The organism is Mycobacterium sp. TY814 (genome assembly GCF_030755175.1).
Classification (GTDB): Bacteria; Actinomycetota; Actinomycetes; order Mycobacteriales; family Mycobacteriaceae; genus Mycobacterium.
On record NZ_JAUFRY010000001.1, the window covers coordinates 918,493 to 936,009 of the forward strand.

At 67.9% G+C, this 17,517-nt stretch carries 10 protein-coding genes; 4 read left to right on the forward strand and 6 right to left on the reverse strand.

Going from position 1 to position 17,517, the window contains the following annotated elements; translation table 11 throughout:
- Positions 1-8 precede the first annotated feature (8 nt).
- From QXH22_RS03755 to sepIVA, 6 genes are all read right to left on the reverse strand, one after another.
- The gene (locus QXH22_RS03755) at positions 9-284 is read right to left on the reverse strand and encodes an acylphosphatase (RefSeq protein WP_306241416.1); all 276 of its coding nucleotides are present in this window, start codon (positions 282-284) and stop codon (positions 9-11) included.
- Positions 277-684, reverse strand: a complete 408-nt coding sequence (locus QXH22_RS03760) for an OsmC family protein (RefSeq protein ID WP_306241417.1) — start codon at positions 682-684, stop codon at positions 277-279. Before QXH22_RS03760 ends, QXH22_RS03755 begins: the two co-directional genes overlap by 8 nt.
- 84 nt (positions 685-768) lie before the next feature.
- Positions 769-1,641: a DNA-formamidopyrimidine glycosylase gene (gene mutM, locus QXH22_RS03765; RefSeq protein ID WP_306241418.1), complete on the reverse strand. Its 873-nt coding sequence runs from the start codon at positions 1,639-1,641 to the stop codon at positions 769-771.
- Positions 1,642-1,924: 283 nt separating this feature from the next.
- A complete protein-coding gene (gene rnc, locus QXH22_RS03770) occupies positions 1,925-2,650 on the reverse strand; it encodes a ribonuclease III (RefSeq protein ID WP_306241419.1) in 726 nt (241 codons plus the stop codon).
- Positions 2,647-3,243 carry a DUF177 domain-containing protein gene (locus QXH22_RS03775; protein ID WP_306241420.1) on the reverse strand — a complete coding sequence of 199 codons (597 nt, stop codon included), beginning with the start codon at positions 3,241-3,243 and terminating at the stop codon, positions 2,647-2,649. Before QXH22_RS03775 ends, rnc begins: the two co-directional genes overlap by 4 nt.
- A gap of 52 nt (positions 3,244-3,295) precedes the next feature.
- On the reverse strand, positions 3,296-4,033 hold the full coding sequence (gene sepIVA, locus QXH22_RS03780) for a cell division protein SepIVA (protein WP_306244306.1): 738 nt from the start codon (positions 4,031-4,033) through the stop codon (positions 3,296-3,298).
- Between the two features lie 273 nt (positions 4,034-4,306).
- Here sepIVA and QXH22_RS03785 point away from each other — a divergent pair, with 273 nt between their 5' ends.
- From QXH22_RS03785 to QXH22_RS03800, 4 genes are all read left to right on the forward strand, one after another.
- Entirely contained in the window at positions 4,307-5,062 is a 756-nt protein-coding gene (locus QXH22_RS03785; RefSeq protein WP_306241421.1) for a thioesterase II family protein, read from the forward strand.
- A 660-nt stretch (positions 5,063-5,722) separates the two neighbouring features.
- Complete coding sequence (gene fadD26, locus QXH22_RS03790) at positions 5,723-7,474, forward strand: long-chain-fatty-acid--AMP ligase FAAL26/FadD26 (RefSeq protein WP_306241422.1); 1,752 nt, start codon at positions 5,723-5,725, stop codon at positions 7,472-7,474.
- A complete protein-coding gene (locus QXH22_RS03795; RefSeq protein ID WP_306274956.1) occupies positions 7,471-13,008 on the forward strand; it encodes a polyketide synthase in 5,538 nt (1,845 codons plus the stop codon). The genes fadD26 and QXH22_RS03795 overlap by 4 nt, the downstream gene beginning before the upstream one ends.
- Positions 13,005-17,516: a type I polyketide synthase gene (locus tag QXH22_RS03800; RefSeq protein WP_306274957.1), complete on the forward strand. Its 4,512-nt coding sequence runs from the start codon at positions 13,005-13,007 to the stop codon at positions 17,514-17,516. The genes QXH22_RS03795 and QXH22_RS03800 overlap by 4 nt, the downstream gene beginning before the upstream one ends.
- The last annotated feature ends 1 nt before the right edge of the window (position 17,517 follow it).

Sequence of the window (17,517 nt, forward strand, 5' to 3'; positions counted from 1 at the left end):
GACCGGAGCTATCGCTCGACGAACCCGCTGAACTGCTCCGTCGGCTCCGACCAGTCGGCGATCACCTTGTCCACCCGTCCCGGCGTGCTCTCACCCCGCAACAGTTCGAGGAGCCGTTCGCCGCCCTCACGCGTTCCATTGGCCACCACCAGCACGCGGCCGTCGGCCTGGTTGGCCGCGTAACCGGTCAGGCCCTGCTCCAGCGCCCGGCACCGGGTCCACCAGCGAAATCCGACGCCCTGGACATGGCCGTGCACCCAGGCGGTCAATCGCACGTCAGACATCGACCACCTCGAACGTCACGGTGGTGCCGGACTTCAGCGTGCGCCCGACGGTGCAGACCGCGTCGATGGCCCGGTTGACGACGGTGATGAGGCGCTCCTTCTCCTGGTCTGTCAGGCCGGAGAGATCCAGCTCGAGCTTCTCCTCGAGCAGGGGGTAGACCTCGTTGTCGCGGTCAGCGGCGCCCGAAACCCGGATCACGGCCGGGTAGTCGTCTCCCAGGCGGCGGGCCAGCGGTTGGTCACTGGACATCCCGCTGCACGCGGCGAGTGCGATCTTCATCAACTCACCGGGAGTGAACACGCCTTCGACGTCCTCGCTGCCCACCAGCACCTGTGCTCCGCGGGAGCTGTGTCCGGTGTAGCGGCGCGTGCCGGTGCGTTCCACCCACAGATCAGTCATGACTTCCCTTCTTTTCGTTGAGCCTGCGTTGAGGGCGTGGATTTGACGAAATTGCCGCCCTGGACGCAGGGTCAATCCATATCGTCAACCACGTGGTCTCGGCTGGCAGCGCGGGCAGTAGAACGACGAGCGGTTCATGAACTTCTCCCGGCGCATCACCGCTCCGCACCGACGGCAGTTCTGGCCTTCTCGTCCGTAGGCGTCCAGCGAACGGTCGAAGTAGCCCGATTGCCCGTTGACATTGACGTATAGCGAATCGAAGGACGTGCCGCCCTTCGCCAGTGCCTCACGCATCACCTCGGCCGCCGAGTCCAGCACAGCCGTGAGCTTGGGCCGCGACAGGGTGTCGGCGATACGGGCGCCGTTGACTTTGGCCCGCCACAGCGCCTCGTCGGCGTAGATGTTGCCGATCCCCGAGACCACCTGCTGGTCGAGCAACTGGCGTTTGATCTCGGAGTGCTTGTGCCGCAACACGTCGACCACCGCTTTGGCGTCGAATCGGGGATCGAGCGGATCACGGGCTATGTGCGCGACGGGTTCCGGAACGACGCTGCCGTCCACGGTCAGCAGGTCGGCCAGCAGCCAGCCGCCAAAGGTGCGCTGGTCGGCGAAACTGAGCACCGTCCCGTCATCGAGCAACGCGGAGATCCGGACGTGGTCTTCCCGCGGCACCACGCCCAGCAACATCTGGCCGCTCATGCCCAGGTGGACGACGAGCGCGGTGTCCGGCTCGTCCTCTTCGGCATCCGGGGTGCGCAGGGTCAGCCACAGATACTTGCCGCGCCGATCGGTTCCGGTGATGCGCGCGTCGAGCAGGCGCGCGGTCAGATCCGCGGGCCCGGCTTCGTGACGGCGCACGGCACGGGGATGGTGAACCCGGACGCCAGTGATCGTCTTTCCCACGACATGGGTATGCAGACCGCGCCGCACCACCTCGACTTCAGGTAGCTCAGGCATTTAGTGATGATCGCAAGCGCGGCGAAGCCGGGCGACGCGGGTCATCACCATGGGACCCGTGATGATCGCAAGCGCGGCGAAGCCGGGCGACGCGGGTCATCACCATGGGACCCGTGATGATCGCAAGCGCGGCGAAGCCGGGCGACGCGGGTCATCACCATGGGACCCGTGATGATCGCAAGCGCGGCGAAGCCGGGCGACGCGGGTCATCACCATGGGACCCGTGATGATCGCAAGCGCGGCGAAGCCGGGCGACGCGGGTCATCACCATGCGCGGAGCACGTCACGCGGACGTCTTCCCCGCGGAGTCCAGTTCCTCGACCGCGTCCAGCGCCTTGTACGCCGCAGACGCCGCCTTCTGCTCGGCCTCCTTTTTGGAGCGCCCCACACCGGATCCGTATTCGGTATCCATCACCACCACCACCGCGGTGAATTCCTTGTCGTGGTCCGGTCCGGTGGAAGTGACCAGGTACGACGGCGGACCCAGGGCGCGTGCCGCGGTCAACTCCTGCAGGCTGGTCTTCCAGTCCAGGCCGGCGCCGAGAGTGGGCGCCGCGTCCAGCAACTGACCGAATAGCCGCAAAATCGTCTCGCGCGCCACCTCGATGCCGTGCTGCAGATAGATCGCGCCGAGCAACGATTCCATCCCGTCCGCCAGGATGCTCGACTTGTCGGCGCCACCGGTGTTGGCTTCACCGCGGCCGAGCAGCACGAACGCGCCCAGCCCGTCTTCGGTCAGGGTGCGTGCCACGTCGGCGAGCGCGTGCGTGTTCACCACGCTGGCCCGCAGTTTGGCCAGGTCGCCTTCGGAACGGTCGGGGTGGCGGTGGTACAGCTCATCGGTGATGGTCAGCCCCAGGACCGCGTCGCCGAGGAACTCCAGACGCTCATTGGTGGGCAGCCCCCCGTTCTCGTAGGCATAGCTGCGGTGCGTCAGCGCCAGTGAGAGCAGGTCGTCGGGCAGATCGACACCGAGCGCCTCGAGCAGTGTCTGTCGCGGCTGGCTCACTGCTCACCTCGCTGTTCGGTCTCCGCGTCATCGGAATGGGGCAGCATCGCGGCCAGCTTGGCCCATCGGGGGTCGATCTGTTCATGCCGGTGACCGGGCTCGGCAGCCAGCGAGACCCCACACTGCGGACACAGCCCCGGGCAATCCGGCGAACACACCGGGGAAAAGGGCAACTCCAGGCCGACGGCGTCGATGATCGGCTGCTCGAGGTCGATGGTCTGGTCGACGACGTGGCCCACCTCGTCTGCCTCGGTGGTGGCTTCGGTGGCGCTGTCGGGATAGGCGAAGAGCTCCGTCAGCCCTACCTGCACCCGGCCCTGGATCGGCGACAGGCAGCGGGAGCATTCGCCGGCAGTCGGTGCTTCCACCGTGCCCGTCACCAGTACGCCTTCGGACACCGATTCCACTCGCAGATCCAGGTCTAGCGGCGCGCCGGCTTCGATGGCGATCAGCTCCACACCGATGCGTACCGGACTTTCGACGGTGTCGTGGATCTCCATCATGGACCCCGGACGTCGTCCCAACCGGGCGACGTCGATGGTCAACGGGGTAAGAGCGCGTCGCTGCGCGGTGTGGCCGTGCTGCCTTGCCATACGGGAATCCTACGGCGCGCAGCCCGCAGGTCTACTGCTTATGAGGCGCGGACTACCGAGTTGCGTAGTCGTGGGTGCCCGCCGCGGTGCGCAGCTGGTGACGGCCGCGGCCGACGGAGCGCAGTGTGCCGTTGAGGAACTCCTCGAATTCGGCAAGCTTGTTGTCGACGTAGATGTCGCATTCCCCGCGCAGCCGGTCGGCCTCGGCGTGCGCGGTGTCGATGAGCCGGGTGGATTCGGCGTGAGCGGCCTGGACCACCTCGTTCTGCGACACCAACCGCTGCTGCTCCTTGATGCCTTCCTGCACGGCCTTCTCGTAGGAGATGTTGCCGTTCTCGATCAGCCGGTCACATTCGGTCTTGGCCCGGCTGACGCTGGCTTCGTATTCACGCTTGGCCGAGGCGGCGATGCGCATCGCCTCTTCGCGCGCCTCGCCGACCATCCGCTCGCTGTGCTGACGCGCCTCGCTGACCATCCGGTCGGCTTGCGCTTTGGCGTCGGACAGCAGCCGGTCCGCCTCGGCGCGGGCATGGTTGATCATCGACTCCGACTCGGTGGTCGCCGACGACACCATCGAGTCGGCGTGCGACTTCGCGTCGTGCAGCATCGAGTCACGGGCGTCGAGCACGTCTTGTGCATCGTCGAGCTCGCCCGGGATCGCGTCCTTGATGTCGTCGATCAGTTCCAGCACGTCGCCGCGGGGCACCACGCAGCCGGCCGTCATCGGCACGCCACGGGCTTCTTCGACAATGGCGCTCAACTCGTCCAGCGCTTCAAAGACTCGGTACACGGCCATACCCTCCTGGCGTTATTTGTTGTTACCAGTGTGCCTGGTGTTACGTCTGTGACAGCGGTGATGACTCCGGTGTGTCGGGCCCAATTTTCGGCTGCTTGTCTTCGGTTGGTTGTCGCGGTCACGGTCTCGACGGCCCGCAGACGATTCGTATGCACCTGGTTTGCCCACCAGACTATCGCCGCAGACCCCCCGTGGGCAGTGCATTGGCCACCGCCCACCCGCAGCGCGGCCGTCACGAAAGCGATCAGGCACTTTCCGGATCACGCTATGCTGGCCGGTGTGCACGGGAGTTCGACAAAAAGCGGCAAAGGCGGAAATTCCGATAAACCTACGCTGTATATTTTTCCGCACGCCGGAGGAACCGCAAAAGACTACGTTCCCTTTTCCCGCGAGTTTTCGGACAATATAACGCGTATCGCTGTGCAGTACCCCGGTCAACGCGACGGCGCGGGACTCCTACCACTCACCAGCATTCCCGCCCTCGCCGACGATATCTTCGCGATGATGAAGCCCGCGGCCCGTCCCGAAGTTCCAATAGCATTCTTCGGGCACAGCATGGGCGGAATGCTGGCATTCGAAGTCGCACTTCGCTTTCAGTCGGCTGGATATCATGTGCTGGCTTTTTTCGTGTCCGCCTGCTCGGCTCCGGGCCACATTCGCTATAAGCAGATCAAAGGCATGTCCGACAACGAGATGCTGAATCTGGTTGCCCAGATGACCGGGATGAATCCGGAATTCTTCAATGACGAAGAATTTCTGGTCGGCGTGCTGCCGACGTTGCGGGCGGCCCGTGCCATCGCCGGTTACGACAGCCCGCCGGAGACGAAGCTCGCGTGTCCCATCTACGCCTCCATCGGCGACAAGGACTGGATAGCCACTCAGGACGACATGGCCCCCTGGGGCGACCGCACCACCTCGGAGTTCACGCTTCGGGTGTTTACTGGCGACCACTTCTATCTGAACAGCAACCTGCCGGAACTGGTCGACGACGTCGAGACCAGAACGCTGGAGTGGGCGGACTGAACTTAGCCGCGCCGCGTCGTGGACCCTCCCGGACGGCGAACCTGGCGCGGCTGATTGCGTCGCGGCAAAGCTTGGCGGGCAGCGCGCTCCGGCTAGACGCCGAGGTTCGCCGGCACGGTGCCGCGACGTGCGGCAACCGGACCTCCGGAAGAAGCCGTCCAGCGCCCACCGACGGTGGTGTTACCCTCGTCACAACGGGACGCCGGTCCCAGAAAACGAGCGGTAGCGGGTTGGAAAATTTCAGGCGCGGTTCTCACCAGACCAACATCCGCCACCGGAGTATCACAGGTCACATCCATCACAGCAATCAGCAGGAGTAGACAAGATAGAGCGCAGATCAGCCGACTGCGACCGTGCGCGATGACCTCCGCGATGGCTGTGGGAAGCGTGTGGATTTTCCGATAATGCCCCCACCCGTACCGAGAGATGATTACTTTTGAACACGCGACTAGTTGTAAGGGGAGCGGGATTAGTCCAGGGGCGATCATCCGGCGGCACACAGCAGTGCTTCGGTGGGGATGCAAATCATCGTCGACATGGACTACGCCATGCACGCGTGCCGCTCACCGGCACTAGTCGCACCGCTATGCGGCCCCGTTAGATCTGACGCGAGGCCGCAATAGTGCACCAGGGCAAAAGTTCGAACGGGAGTGTTAAGCGATGCCGGTGACTGACGGGTCATTGCCCGCTTTGCTGAAGCAGCGGGCCGATCACCAGGCCGATACCGCGGCGTACACGTTCATCGATTACGGACTGGATCCGAACGGCTTTGCTGAAACACTGACCTGGTCTCAGGTCTACGGCAGCGCCTGTGTGATTGCCGACGAACTCAGGCTGTGCGGCGCGCCCGGCGACCGGGTGGCGATTCTGGCGCCGCAGGGATTGGAATACGTCGTCGCATTCCTCGGTGCGCTACAGGCCGGATTCATTGCCGTCCCCCTGTCGACGCCGCAGTACGGTATCCACGACGACCGCGTTTCCTCGGTGTTGCGGGACTCCCGGCCGGTCGCCATTCTCACCACGTCGTCCGTGGTGAGTGATGTGTCGAAATATGCAACCCCACAGAGTGGCCAGGCCGCTCCCTTCATCATCGAAGTCGATCTGCTGGACCTGGACTCGCCACGCGATTCGGCGCAAGCCCTGCGGTTATCCAGTGGCGCGGCCTATCTCCAGTACACGTCCGGATCCACTCGCACGCCGGCCGGCGTCATTGTGTCGCACAAGAATGTCATCGCGAATGTGACGCAGAGTCTGTACGGCTATTTCGGGGACCTCGCGAAGATTCCCAACGGAACCGTGGTGTCGTGGTTGCCGCTGTTTCACGACATGGGCCTCATTCTCGGAATCTGCGCGCCAATGGTCGCCGAACGCAGTGCGGTGTTGCTGAGCCCAATGGCCTTCCTGCGACGCCCTGCCTGCTGGATGCAACTGCTTGCCACCAACCCGGCACCCTTTTCCGCTGCACCGAATTTCGCTTTCGAATTGGCCGTACGACGAACGTCCGACGAGGACATGGCCGGTCTCGACCTGAGCGACGTGGTCGGCATCGTCAGCGGCAGCGAACGGATCCATGTCGCCACCGTGAAGCGCTTCACCGAGCGATTCGCCAAATTCAATCTCAGCCCCACCGCGGTGCGGCCTTCCTACGGCCTCGCCGAAGCCACGCTCTACGTGGCCGCGCCAGAACCGGGAACCGCACCCAGGACGGTGCGGTTCGACTACGAACACCTGTCCGCCGGACAGGCCAAGCGCTGCGGCTCCAACGGGTCGGTCGGCACCGAACTCATCAGCTACGGCTGCCCCGACCCCGCTGCGGTGCGCATCGTCAACCCGGACACCATGGTCGAGAACATGTCCGGCGATGTCGGCGAGATCTGGGTGCACGGCGACCACGTGGCCCTGGGTTACTGGCAGAAGCCCGAACAGACCAACCGCATCTTCAACGCCCACATCGTGGACCCGGCCCCCGGCACCCCGGAGGGGCCCTGGCTGCGCACCGGAGATCTGGGCGTCCTGTCCGAGGGTGAGCTGTTCATCATGGGCCGGATCAAAGATCTGCTCATCGTCGACGGCCGCAACCACTACCCCGACGACATCGAGGCGACAATCCAGGAGATCACCGGCGGCAGGGTTGCCGCGATCTCGGTGCCCGACGACATCACCGAGCAATTGGTCGCCATCATCGAGCTGAAGCGGCGCGGCGCCTCGGCCGAAGACGCCTTGCTCAAGCTCCGCTCGGTCAAGCGTGAGGTCACCTCGGCGATCTCGCGGTCGCACAGCCTGCGGGTCGCCGACCTGGTCCTGGTCTCTCCCGGCTCCATCCCCATCACCACCAGCGGCAAGGTCCGGCGTTCGGCCTGCGTCGAGCGGTATCGAAGCGACGGGTTCAAGCGGCTGGACGTGAGCGTATGACGGCGAGCATCAGCGGCGAGGCCGACCTACGCCACTGGCTTGTCGATTATCTGGTCACCAACATCGGGTGCCGGCCCGACGAGGTCGACCCCGAGCTGACCCTCGCCGATCTCGGTGTGAGCTCCCGCGATGCCGTCGTGCTGTCCGGCGAGCTGACCGAATTGCTCGGCCGGACGGTCTCCCCCATCGACTTCTGGGAGCATCCGACGATCAACGACCTGGCCGCACACCTCACCTCCCCCGAGCCCGAACCCGAAACCGCCGCGCTGAGCCGTCCGGGGCGTAACTCACTGGACGAGCCGATCGCGGTGATCGGCATGGGGTGCCGCTTCCCCGGTGGCATATCCGGGCCGGACGCGTTGTGGGACTTCCTGTGTGAACGCCGTTCCTCGATCGGCAAGATCCCCGACGAGCGATGGGAACTCTTCGACGACGGTTCGGCTGAAGTCAGGGCGGTGCTCGCCCGGACCACGCGGTGGGGATCCTTCCTGCCCGACATCGACGCGTTCGACGCGGAGTTCTTCGAAATCTCGCCCAGCGAGGCCGACAAAATGGACCCGCAGCAGCGGCTGCTGCTGGAAGTGGCATGGGAAGCCTTGGAGCACGCCGGAATTCCGCCCAGCTCGCTGCGCCGCTCGCAGACGGGCGTGTTCGCCGGATCGTGCCTGAGCGAATACGGGGCCATCGCCGCCACCGACCTTGCGCAGATCGACGGGTGGAGCAACACCGGCGGTGCGATGAGCATCATCGCCAACCGCCTGTCGTATTTCCTCGACCTGCGCGGTCCCTCGGTGGCGGTGGACACCGCCTGCTCGTCGTCGCTGGTGGCGATTCACCTGGCCTGTCAGAGCCTGCGAACCCAGGACTCACAGCTGGCGATCGCGGCCGGGGTGAACCTGCTGTTGTCCCCGGCCGTGTTCCGCGGTTTCGATCAGGTGGGCGCCTTGTCGCCGACGGGTCACTGCCGCGCCTTCGACGCTGCCGCCGACGGGTTCGTCCGGGGTGAGGGCGCCGGGGTGGTGGTGCTCAAGCGGTTGACGGACGCCCAGCGCGACGGCGACCGGGTACTGGCCGTCATCTGCGGCTCGGCGGTCAACCAGGACGGCCGCTCCAACGGGTTGATGGCGCCCAACCCGGCCGCCCAGATGGCCGTATTGCGCGCCGCGTACGCGAACGCGGGCATGCAGCCCACCGAAGTCGACTACGTCGAGGCACACGGCACCGGAACCCTGCTCGGCGACCCGATCGAGGCCCGTGCGCTGGGCACCGTCCTGGGTCGAGGCCGCCCCGCCGACGCTCCCCTGCTGCTGGGGGCCGTCAAGACCAACCTGGGGCACACCGAGGCCGCGGCCGGAATCGCCGGCTTCATCAAGACGGTCCTCGCGGTGCAGCGCGGTCAGATCCCGCCGAACCAGCGCTTCGAAAGCGCCAACCCGCACATCCCGTTCGCCGATCTGCGAATGAAAGTCGTTGACAGCCAGACCGATTGGCCAGAGACGGGACACCCGCGCCGGGCCGGCGTGTCGTCGTTCGGCTTCGGCGGAACCAACGCCCATGTCGTGATCGAGCAAGGCCAGGAGGTGGCCGCAGCACCCGGGCCGCTTGCGGAGCCGCCCGTCTCGACGCTGATCGTGGCGGGCAAGACGCCGCAACGCGTATCCGCGACAGCAGCGGTGTTGGCCGATTGGCTGGAGGGGCCCGGCGCCGCCGTGCCGCTCGCCGATGTCGCCCACACCCTCAACCACCACCGGTCGCGTCATACCCAGTTCGGCACCGTGGTGGCCCGCCGTGGCGAGCATGGCCGCGCACAGGCCATTGCCGGGTTGCGGGCACTGGCCACCGGCCAGCAGGTACCCGGTGTGGTGGGTCCGCAGGCTGCGGCTGCGGGGGCGGGGACGGTGTTCGTTTATTCGGGGCGGGGATCGCAGTGGGCCGGGATGGGTCGCCGGTTGCTGGCCGATGAGCCTGCGTTCGCGGCGGCGGTGGCCGATTTGGAGCCCGATTTTGTTGCCCAGGCCGGCTTCTCGCTGCAGGAGGTGCTGGCTCAGGGCGCCGAGCTGGTGGGGATCGAGCAGATCCAGTTGGGTCTGATCGGCATGCAGCTGGCGTTGACCGCGCTGTGGCGCTCCTACGGGGTGGAGCCCGATCTGGTGATCGGGCATTCGATGGGCGAGGTGGCCGCCGCGGTGGTCTCCGGCGCGCTGACCCCCGCCGAAGGGTTGCGGGTGACGGCGACCCGGGCCCGGCTGATGGCGCCGCTGTCCGGGCAGGGCGCGATGGCGCTGCTGGAGCTCGACGCCGCGGCCACCGAGGCGCTGATCGCCGACTACCCGCAGGTGACCCTGGGCATCTACAACTCACCGCGCCAGAGCGTGATCTCCGGGCCCACCGCGCAGATCGAGGAGTTGATCGAGAAGGCGCGCGCTCAGGACCGGTTCGCCAGCCGGGTCAATATCGAAGTGGCCCCGCACAATCCGGCAATGGACGCGCTGCAGCCGGCGATGCGCGCCGAGCTCGCCGACCTGCAGCCACGCACCCCGGTGATCCCGATCATCTCCACCACCTACGAAAACCCCGACATCACAGCGGTATTCGACGCCGAACACTGGGCCGTCAACATGCGCAACCCGGTGCACTTCCAGCAGGCCATCGAGCGGGCCGGCGAGCAGCACCACACCTTCATCGAGGTCAGCGCGCACCCACTGCTCACCCACGCCGTCATCGACACCCTGCACAGCGCGCAGCACGGCACCCGGTACACCAGCATCGGCACGCTGCAACGCGACACCGATGACACGATCACGTTCCACACCGCCGTCAACACGGTCCACAGCGCCCACCCGCCGCACACTCCGCATCCGCCGGAACCGCACCCGCCGCTGCCCAGCACGCCGTGGCAACATTCCCGGCACTGGATCGACCCCCGACGACCTGCCGATTCCGTGATCGCGGCGCCGTCTCCCGGCACGCTGCTCGGCCGGCACAGCAGAGTCACCACCGTGGCCGGTGGTCTGCCGTCACACCTGTGGCAGGCCCGGCTCGCTCCCGACGCCAAGCCGTACCGCGGCCGGCACCGCTTCCACGGCGCCGAGGTGGTTCCCGCCTCCGTCGTACTGCGCACATTGCTCTGCGCCGCAAGCGAACTGGGCTACCCATCGCTGTCCGCTGTGCGATTCGACCAGCCCGTCTTCGCCGATCAACCGCGGCTGATCCAGGTGGTGGCCGACGACCAGTCGATCAGCCTGGCCTCGCGCCCGGCCGACACCGACCGCTGGACACGCCATGTGACCGCACAACTTGCAGCGGCCCCGCCGGAATCCGGACCCGTCATTGCCCACCGGACCCGGCCCCTGCTCGATGACGACGACATGCCTGACGTCACCGGACAGCTCGCGCTGCGCGGCGTCGACGGTCTGCCGTTCAAGTGGACCCTGGACTCCTGGCAGCCCACCGCCAACGGCGTGCAGGCGGCGATCGAGCTGCCCGAGTCGCTGCCCGACGGTTCCATCGGGCCACTGCTCGACGCCGCCGTGATCGTCGGGGCGCTGTCGGAGATCGACGATGCACGCCTGTATGTTCCGGCCTCCATCGAACGGGTGTGGCTGCGCGAAGACGGCACCGGCCCCCGCGGCGCAGTGCTGGTGACCAACATGGGCCGCGACGCCGAGGGCATCACGGTCGACGTCGTCGCCGGGGCCCACGGCCACGCACCGTTGCTGTCGGTACAGTCCCTTCGCTACCGGGCGCTGGACCTCGCCGCCGCTCCGGCCGCCGAGCACTCGGACGCGCGCACCTTCGCCCACATCCTGGAATGGCAGCCGCGCGTCGACCGCGGCGATGCGCTGGGTCCCGGCACCCTGGCGATCCTCGGCGACGACGGCGGCGCACTGCGGGACGGGTTGGCGCAGCAGGGTTTCGGGCCAGGCGCCGTGTCCGACGCACGGTACGTGCTGTATGTCGCTGAGTCCCGGCCCGCCGACGCGACCGACGTCGACTTCGCCGTCCGGGCGTGCGCGGACCTCAGCGCCGCGGTCCGCGCCCTGGCACAGCGCACCGACCCGGTCACGCTGTGGATCGTCACCCGGGGAGTGCACGAGTCGGCGACCGCGTCCGCGCTGCGGCAGAGTTTCCTGTGGGGCCTGGCCGGCGTGATCGCGGCCGAGCACCCCGACTTGTGGGGCGGGCTGGTCGATCTCGCCGAGCCAGAGCCAGAGCCAGAGCCAGAACCAGAGTCAGAGTCAGCCGGCGTCCTCGCCGAGCTCATCCAGCATCCGAGCAAGTCGATCCTGGTGCTGCGCGACGGCGTCGTGCTCGCACCGGCGCTGGCGGCGCTGCGCGGCGAACCAGTACGCAAGCCGGTGCGGTGCAGGGCGGATGCGGCATATCTGATCACCGGCGGCATGGGCGCGCTCGGGCTGCTGATGGCCGGCTGGCTGGCCGACCGCGGCGCCCGGCGGCTGGTGCTGACCGGCCGCACCCCGTTGCCGCCCAGACGGAACTGGGAACTCGCGACCCTGGACGCGGGACTGCGGCACAAGATCGACGCGATCCGCGCCCTGGAAATGCGCGGCGTCGCAGTCGAAGCCGTCGCCGTCGACATCGGCTGCCGCGACCAGTTGCAGGCCCTGCTGGACCGACGGGACACCGACGGTGCCGCACCGATCCGCGGGGTCATCCACGCGGCCGGCGTCACGCGCGACCAACTGGTGACCACCATGACCGACGACGCCGTGCGCGAGGTGATGTGGTCCAAGATCGGTGGCAGCCAGGTGCTGCACGACGTGTTCCCGCCCGGCAGCGTCGACTTCTTCTTCCTGACGTCCTCGGCCGCAACGGTATTCGGAATCCCGGGACAGGGGTCCTACGCAGCGGCCAACTCCTACCTGGACGCGCTGGCGCGGTCGCGGCACCAGCAGGGTTGCCACACCATGAGTCTGGACTGGGTGGCCTGGCGCGGACTCGGTTTCGCCGCGGATGCCCAGATCGTGAGCGACGAGCTGGCCCGCCTGGGGTCGCGTGACATCACGCCGGAAGAGGCATTCACCGCGTGGGAGCACGTCGACGGCTACGACGTAGCACAGGCGGTGGTGCTGCCGGTTCCCTCGACCGCGGACGGATCTGCGCTCGACGACAACTATTTGATCCCGGCCCGGGACTGGTCGGCGTATTCGGCGTCGGACCTGCGCGCAGAATTCGAGAATGGGCTGCGTGGCATCATCGCGCGCGAGCTCCGACTGCCCGAGAACGACCTGGACAGTCACCGTCCCTTCGCCGAACTCGGGCTGAATTCGCTGATGGCGATGGCGATTCGGCGCGAAGCCGAGCAGTTCGTGGGCATCGAACTGTCGGCGACCATGCTGTTCAACCATCCCACCGTCGCCGCGCTGGCGGCCTATCTGGCCAATCGGGTTGCACCCGAGCAGGATTCGGGCGAAGACCAGATGGCCGCGCTCTCCGCGTCGGCCGGCAGCGTGCTGGACAGCCTCTTTGACCGCATCGAGTCGACGTCGTCCGAGGCCGAAAGGCCTTCGTGATGCGCACGGCTTTCAGCCGGATTTCCGGTATGAGTGCGCAGCAACGCGCCGCACTGTCAGGCGAGTTCGAGAAGATCTCGCGGATCGCGGTGGCCGAGCCGATCGCGGTGGTCGGGATCGGCTGCCGGTTCCCCGGTGGTGTCACCGGTCCGGACAGCTTCTGGGACCTGCTGGTGGAGGGCCGCGACGCCATCTCGCCGGTGCCCGCCGACCGGTGGGACGCCGAGGCGTTCTTCGACCCCGACCCGCTGACACCGGGGCACATGACCACGAAGTGGGGCGGGTTCGTGCCCGACATCGCCGGTTTCGACGCCGAGTTCTTCGGCATCACCCCGCGCGAAGCCGCGGCGATGGATCCCCAGCAGCGGATGCTGCTCGAGGTGGCGTGGGAAGCCCTCGAACACGCAGGCATACCGACGGATTCGCTGTCCGGTACCCGCGCCGGGGTCATGATGGGCGTCTACTTCAACGAGTACCAGTCCATGCTGGCCGCCAACCCCGACACGGTGGACGCCTATACCGGAACCGGAAACGCGCACAGCATCACCGTCGGCCGCATCTCGTATCTGCTGGGGCTGCGGGGCCCGGCGGTGGCGGTGGACACCGCGTGCTCGTCGTCGCTGGTGGCGGTGCACCTGGCCTGCCAGAGTCTGCGGTTGCGGGAAACCGATGTGGCGCTGGCCGGTGGCGTGAGCGTCACGCTGCGCCCGGAGACCCAGATCGCCATTTCCGCCTGGGGCCTGCTGTCCCCGCATGGCCGCTGCGCCAGCTTCGACGCGGCCGCCGACGGTTTCGTGCGCGGTGAGGGCGCCGGCGTCGTGGTGCTCAAGCGACTGACCGACGCGGTGCGCGACGGCGACCGGGTGCTGGCGGTGGTACGCGGGTCCGCGGTCAACCAGGACGGCCGCTCCAACGGGGTCACCGCGCCGAACACGGCCGCGCAGTGCGACGTGATCGCCGACGCGCTACGGTCCGGCGACGTGGCGCCCGAGAGCGTCAACTACGTCGAGGCGCACGGAACCGGAACGGTCCTCGGTGACCCGATCGAATTCGAGGCGCTGGCAGCGACATACGGTCTTACCAAGGGTGACGAGGGCGCGTGTGCGCTCGGCGCGGTCAAGACCAACCTCGGTCACCTCGAGGCGGCCGCCGGGATCGCCGGCTTCATCAAGGCCGCGCTGGCGGTCCAACGCGGCCAGATCCCGCCGAATCTCCATTTCTCGCAATGGAATCCGGCGATCAACGCCGCGGCGACCCGGTTCTTCGTGCCCACCGAGAACAGCCCGTGGCCGGGCACCGGAGGCCCCCGCCGCGCGGCGGTGTCCTCGTTCGGGCTGGGCGGCACCAACGCACACGTCGTCATCGAGCAGGGACCCGACCTGGCGCCGTCGGCCACCGCCGGCACCGGGGTGTCGGCACTGGTGGTTTCGGGCAAGACCCCGCAGCGGATGGCGGCGACGGCCGGAATCCTGGCCGACTGGCTGGACGTCACCGACGTGGCCGTCGCTGACGTCGCCCACACCCTCAACCACCACCGCACCCGTCACAGCCGGGTCGCGACCGTGGTGGCCCGCGACCGCGGCCAGGCAGTGACCGCGCTGCGCGCCCTGGCCGCCGGTCAGCATGCGCCGAACCTTGTCGATTACCAGGATGATTCGCCTGGACAGGGCATCGTGTTCGTGTACTCCGGACGCGGCTCGCAATGGGCGGGCATGGGCCGCCGGCTGCTGGCTGAGGAACCGGCTTTCGCCGACGCGGTGGCGGAACTGGAACCGGTCTTCGCCGAACAGGCCGGCTTCTCGCTGCGTGATGTGCTGGCCGAGGGCCGGGAACTGGCCGGCATCGAGCAGATCCAGCTGGGCCTGATCGGCATGCAACTCGCGCTGACCCGGCTGTGGCGCTCCTACGGCGTGCAGCCCGACCTGGTGATCGGGCACTCGATGGGTGAGGTGGCCGCCGCGGTGGTGGCCGGCGCGCTCACACCCGCCGAGGGCCTGCGGGTCACGGCCACCCGCTCGCGCCTGATGGCACCGCTGTCCGGGCAGGGCGGCATGGCCATGCTCGGGCTCGACGCCGAAGCCACCGAGACGCTGATCGCCGGCTACCCCGAGGTGACGCTGGGCATCTACAACTCACCCCGGCAGACGGTGATCTCCGGTCCCACCGGCCAGATCGACGAGTTGGTCGCGGCGGTGCGCGCCCAGAATCGCTTCGCCGGCCGGGTGAATATCGAGGTGGCTCCGCACAACCCGGCGATGGACGCGTTGCAGCCGGCAATGCGTGCGGAGCTGGCGGATCTGGCGCCGCGCCGGCCGGCCCTGCCGATCCTGTCGACGACGTACGAAAATCTGGACCAGACGCCCACTTTCGATGCCGAGCACTGGGCCACCAACATGCGCAACCCGGTGCGCTTCCAGCAGGCCATCGCGGCGGCGGCCGAGCGGCACCACACTTTTGTCGAGATCAGCGCCCACCCGCTGCTCACCCAGGCCATCGCCGAAACCGTGCCCGGCCCCGGCTACCGCGCCGTCGGCACCTTGACGCGCGACGCCGACGACACCGTCACATTCCGCACCAGTCTCTACACGGTGCGGCCGGCGGACACCCCGCACCCGCCCGAGCCGCACCCGGCCATCCCCACCACCCCGTGGCAGCACACCCACCACTGGATCGACCTGGAGGCCGCCGGCCCGGAACGTCCGGCGCGCAACCGGATACAGCGATCCGCAGACACCGTCGAGGCATGGAGTTACCAGCTGGACTGGCCGCTGCGTCCGGCGCCCGCCGCCGAGACAGCAGGCGGCCAGACCTGGCTGGTGGCGGGCGATCCCGCCCTGGTCGCCGCCATGGGTGCCGCCACGGGCTCGCGGGTGACCGAGCTGCCCGATGGTGCCGCCGACCTGCCCGACGCGCTGCACGGCGTGGACAACGTGCTGTATGCACCGCCGAGCGGCGATGAGCTGCTCGACATCCCGGCTGCGTATCGGATTTTCGGCGCCGCCCGCCGGCTCGCCGCGGCGCTGGTGGCCGGCGGCCCGCCACGCAGGCTGTTCATCATGACCCGCAACGCCCAGCCGATCGCGGAAGGCGATCGGGCCAATCCCGCCCACGCGGTGCTGTGGGGCCTGGGCCGCTCGCTGGCCCTCGAACACCCCGAGATCTGGGGCGCTCTGATCGACGTCGACCACACGATGCCCGCCGAGATCGCCGCGCAGCGCGTGGTCGAGGCCGCCGGCGCCGGAGACGGCGAGGACCAGGTGGTGTACCGGTCGGGCGGCCGCCACGTCCCGCGGCTGCACTGGCGACCGCAGGACGCGGGCTCTCCGCAGGCACAGCTCGGCGGCGACACCAGCCACCTGGTCATCGGTGCGACCGGCAACATCGGGCCGCACCTGATCCGCCAGCTCGCCCGGATGGGTGCCACCACCATCGTCGCGGTGGCCCGTAAACCCGGCGCGCTGCAACAGCTGGCCGACGAATTGCGCACGGCCGGAACGCAGCTCATCGAAGTGTCAGCCGACGCGACCGACGCCGACGCGATGGGCGCGCTGTTCGACCGGTTCGGGGCCGACCTGCCGCCCCTCGAGGGCATCTATCTGGCGGCGTTCGCCGGTGGACCGGTGCTGCTCAGCGAGATGTCCCAGGACGACGTGGCCGCCATGTTCCGTCCCAAACTGGACGCCGCGGCGCTGCTGCACCGGCTGTCGCTGCGGCAGCTGACCGGAAACCCGCTGCGGCACTTCGTGTTGTTCTCCTCCGTCTCCGGTCTGCTCGGTTCCCGCTGGCTCGCGCACTACACCGCGACCAGTACCTTTCTGGACACCTTCGCCTACGCGCGGCGCACCATGGGGTTGCCGGCAACCGTCGTCGACTGGGGATTGTGGAAATCGCTGGCTGACGCGCAACGCGACGCCAGCCAGGTCAGCGCCGAATCCGGGCTGGTGCCGATGGACGACGAAACCGCCATCGGCGCGCTGTCTTTCGTGATGAGCCCGGACGCCGCGGTGCGCACCGCGGTCGTCGCCGCCGATTGGCCCCTGCTGGCCGCGGCATTCCGCACCCGCGGATCGCTGCGCATCGTCGATGACCTGCTCCCCGCCTCGGCGGACGCCGCGCTGCCGGAAAGCGAATTCCGCAAGGCGTTGCGCACCGCCGACACACACCGGCGCCACGACATGCTGCTCGACCACGTCGGCCTGCTGGCCGCCACGGTCATGGGCATGCCGGCCACCGAGACTCTCGATCCGTCCACCGGATTCTTCCAGCTCGGCATGGACTCGTTGATGAGCGTGACGCTGCAGCGGGCGTTGTCCGACAGCCTCGGCGAACATCTGCCCGCCTCAGTGGTTTTCGACTATCCGACGGTCTACGGCCTGACCGACTACCTGGCGACCGTGCTGCCGGAATTCGCCGAGCTTGCGACGGCAGCCGAAGAGGCGCCGGACGACACGTACGACGACCTGAGCGAGGACGAGTTGCTGCAGCAACTTTCGGAGAGGCTGAGCTGAC

Excerpts from the sequence above, each read along its gene's own strand:
- mutM (WP_306241418.1), bottom strand. The coding sequence starts at position 1,641 with ATGCCTGAGCTACCTGAAGTCGAGGTGGTGCGGCGCGGTCTGCATACC.
- fadD26 (WP_306241422.1), top strand. The coding sequence starts at position 5,723 with ATGCCGGTGACTGACGGGTCATTGCCCGCTTTGCTGAAGCAGCGGGCC.
- QXH22_RS03755 (WP_306241416.1), bottom strand. The coding sequence starts at position 284 with ATGTCTGACGTGCGATTGACCGCCTGGGTGCACGGCCATGTCCAGGGC.
- QXH22_RS03775 (WP_306241420.1), bottom strand. The coding sequence starts at position 3,243 with ATGGCAAGGCAGCACGGCCACACCGCGCAGCGACGCGCTCTTACCCCG.
- QXH22_RS03785 (WP_306241421.1), top strand. The coding sequence starts at position 4,307 with ATGCTGGCCGGTGTGCACGGGAGTTCGACAAAAAGCGGCAAAGGCGGA.
- QXH22_RS03795 (WP_306274956.1), top strand. The coding sequence starts at position 7,471 with ATGACGGCGAGCATCAGCGGCGAGGCCGACCTACGCCACTGGCTTGTC.
- QXH22_RS03760 (WP_306241417.1), bottom strand. The coding sequence starts at position 684 with ATGACTGATCTGTGGGTGGAACGCACCGGCACGCGCCGCTACACCGGA.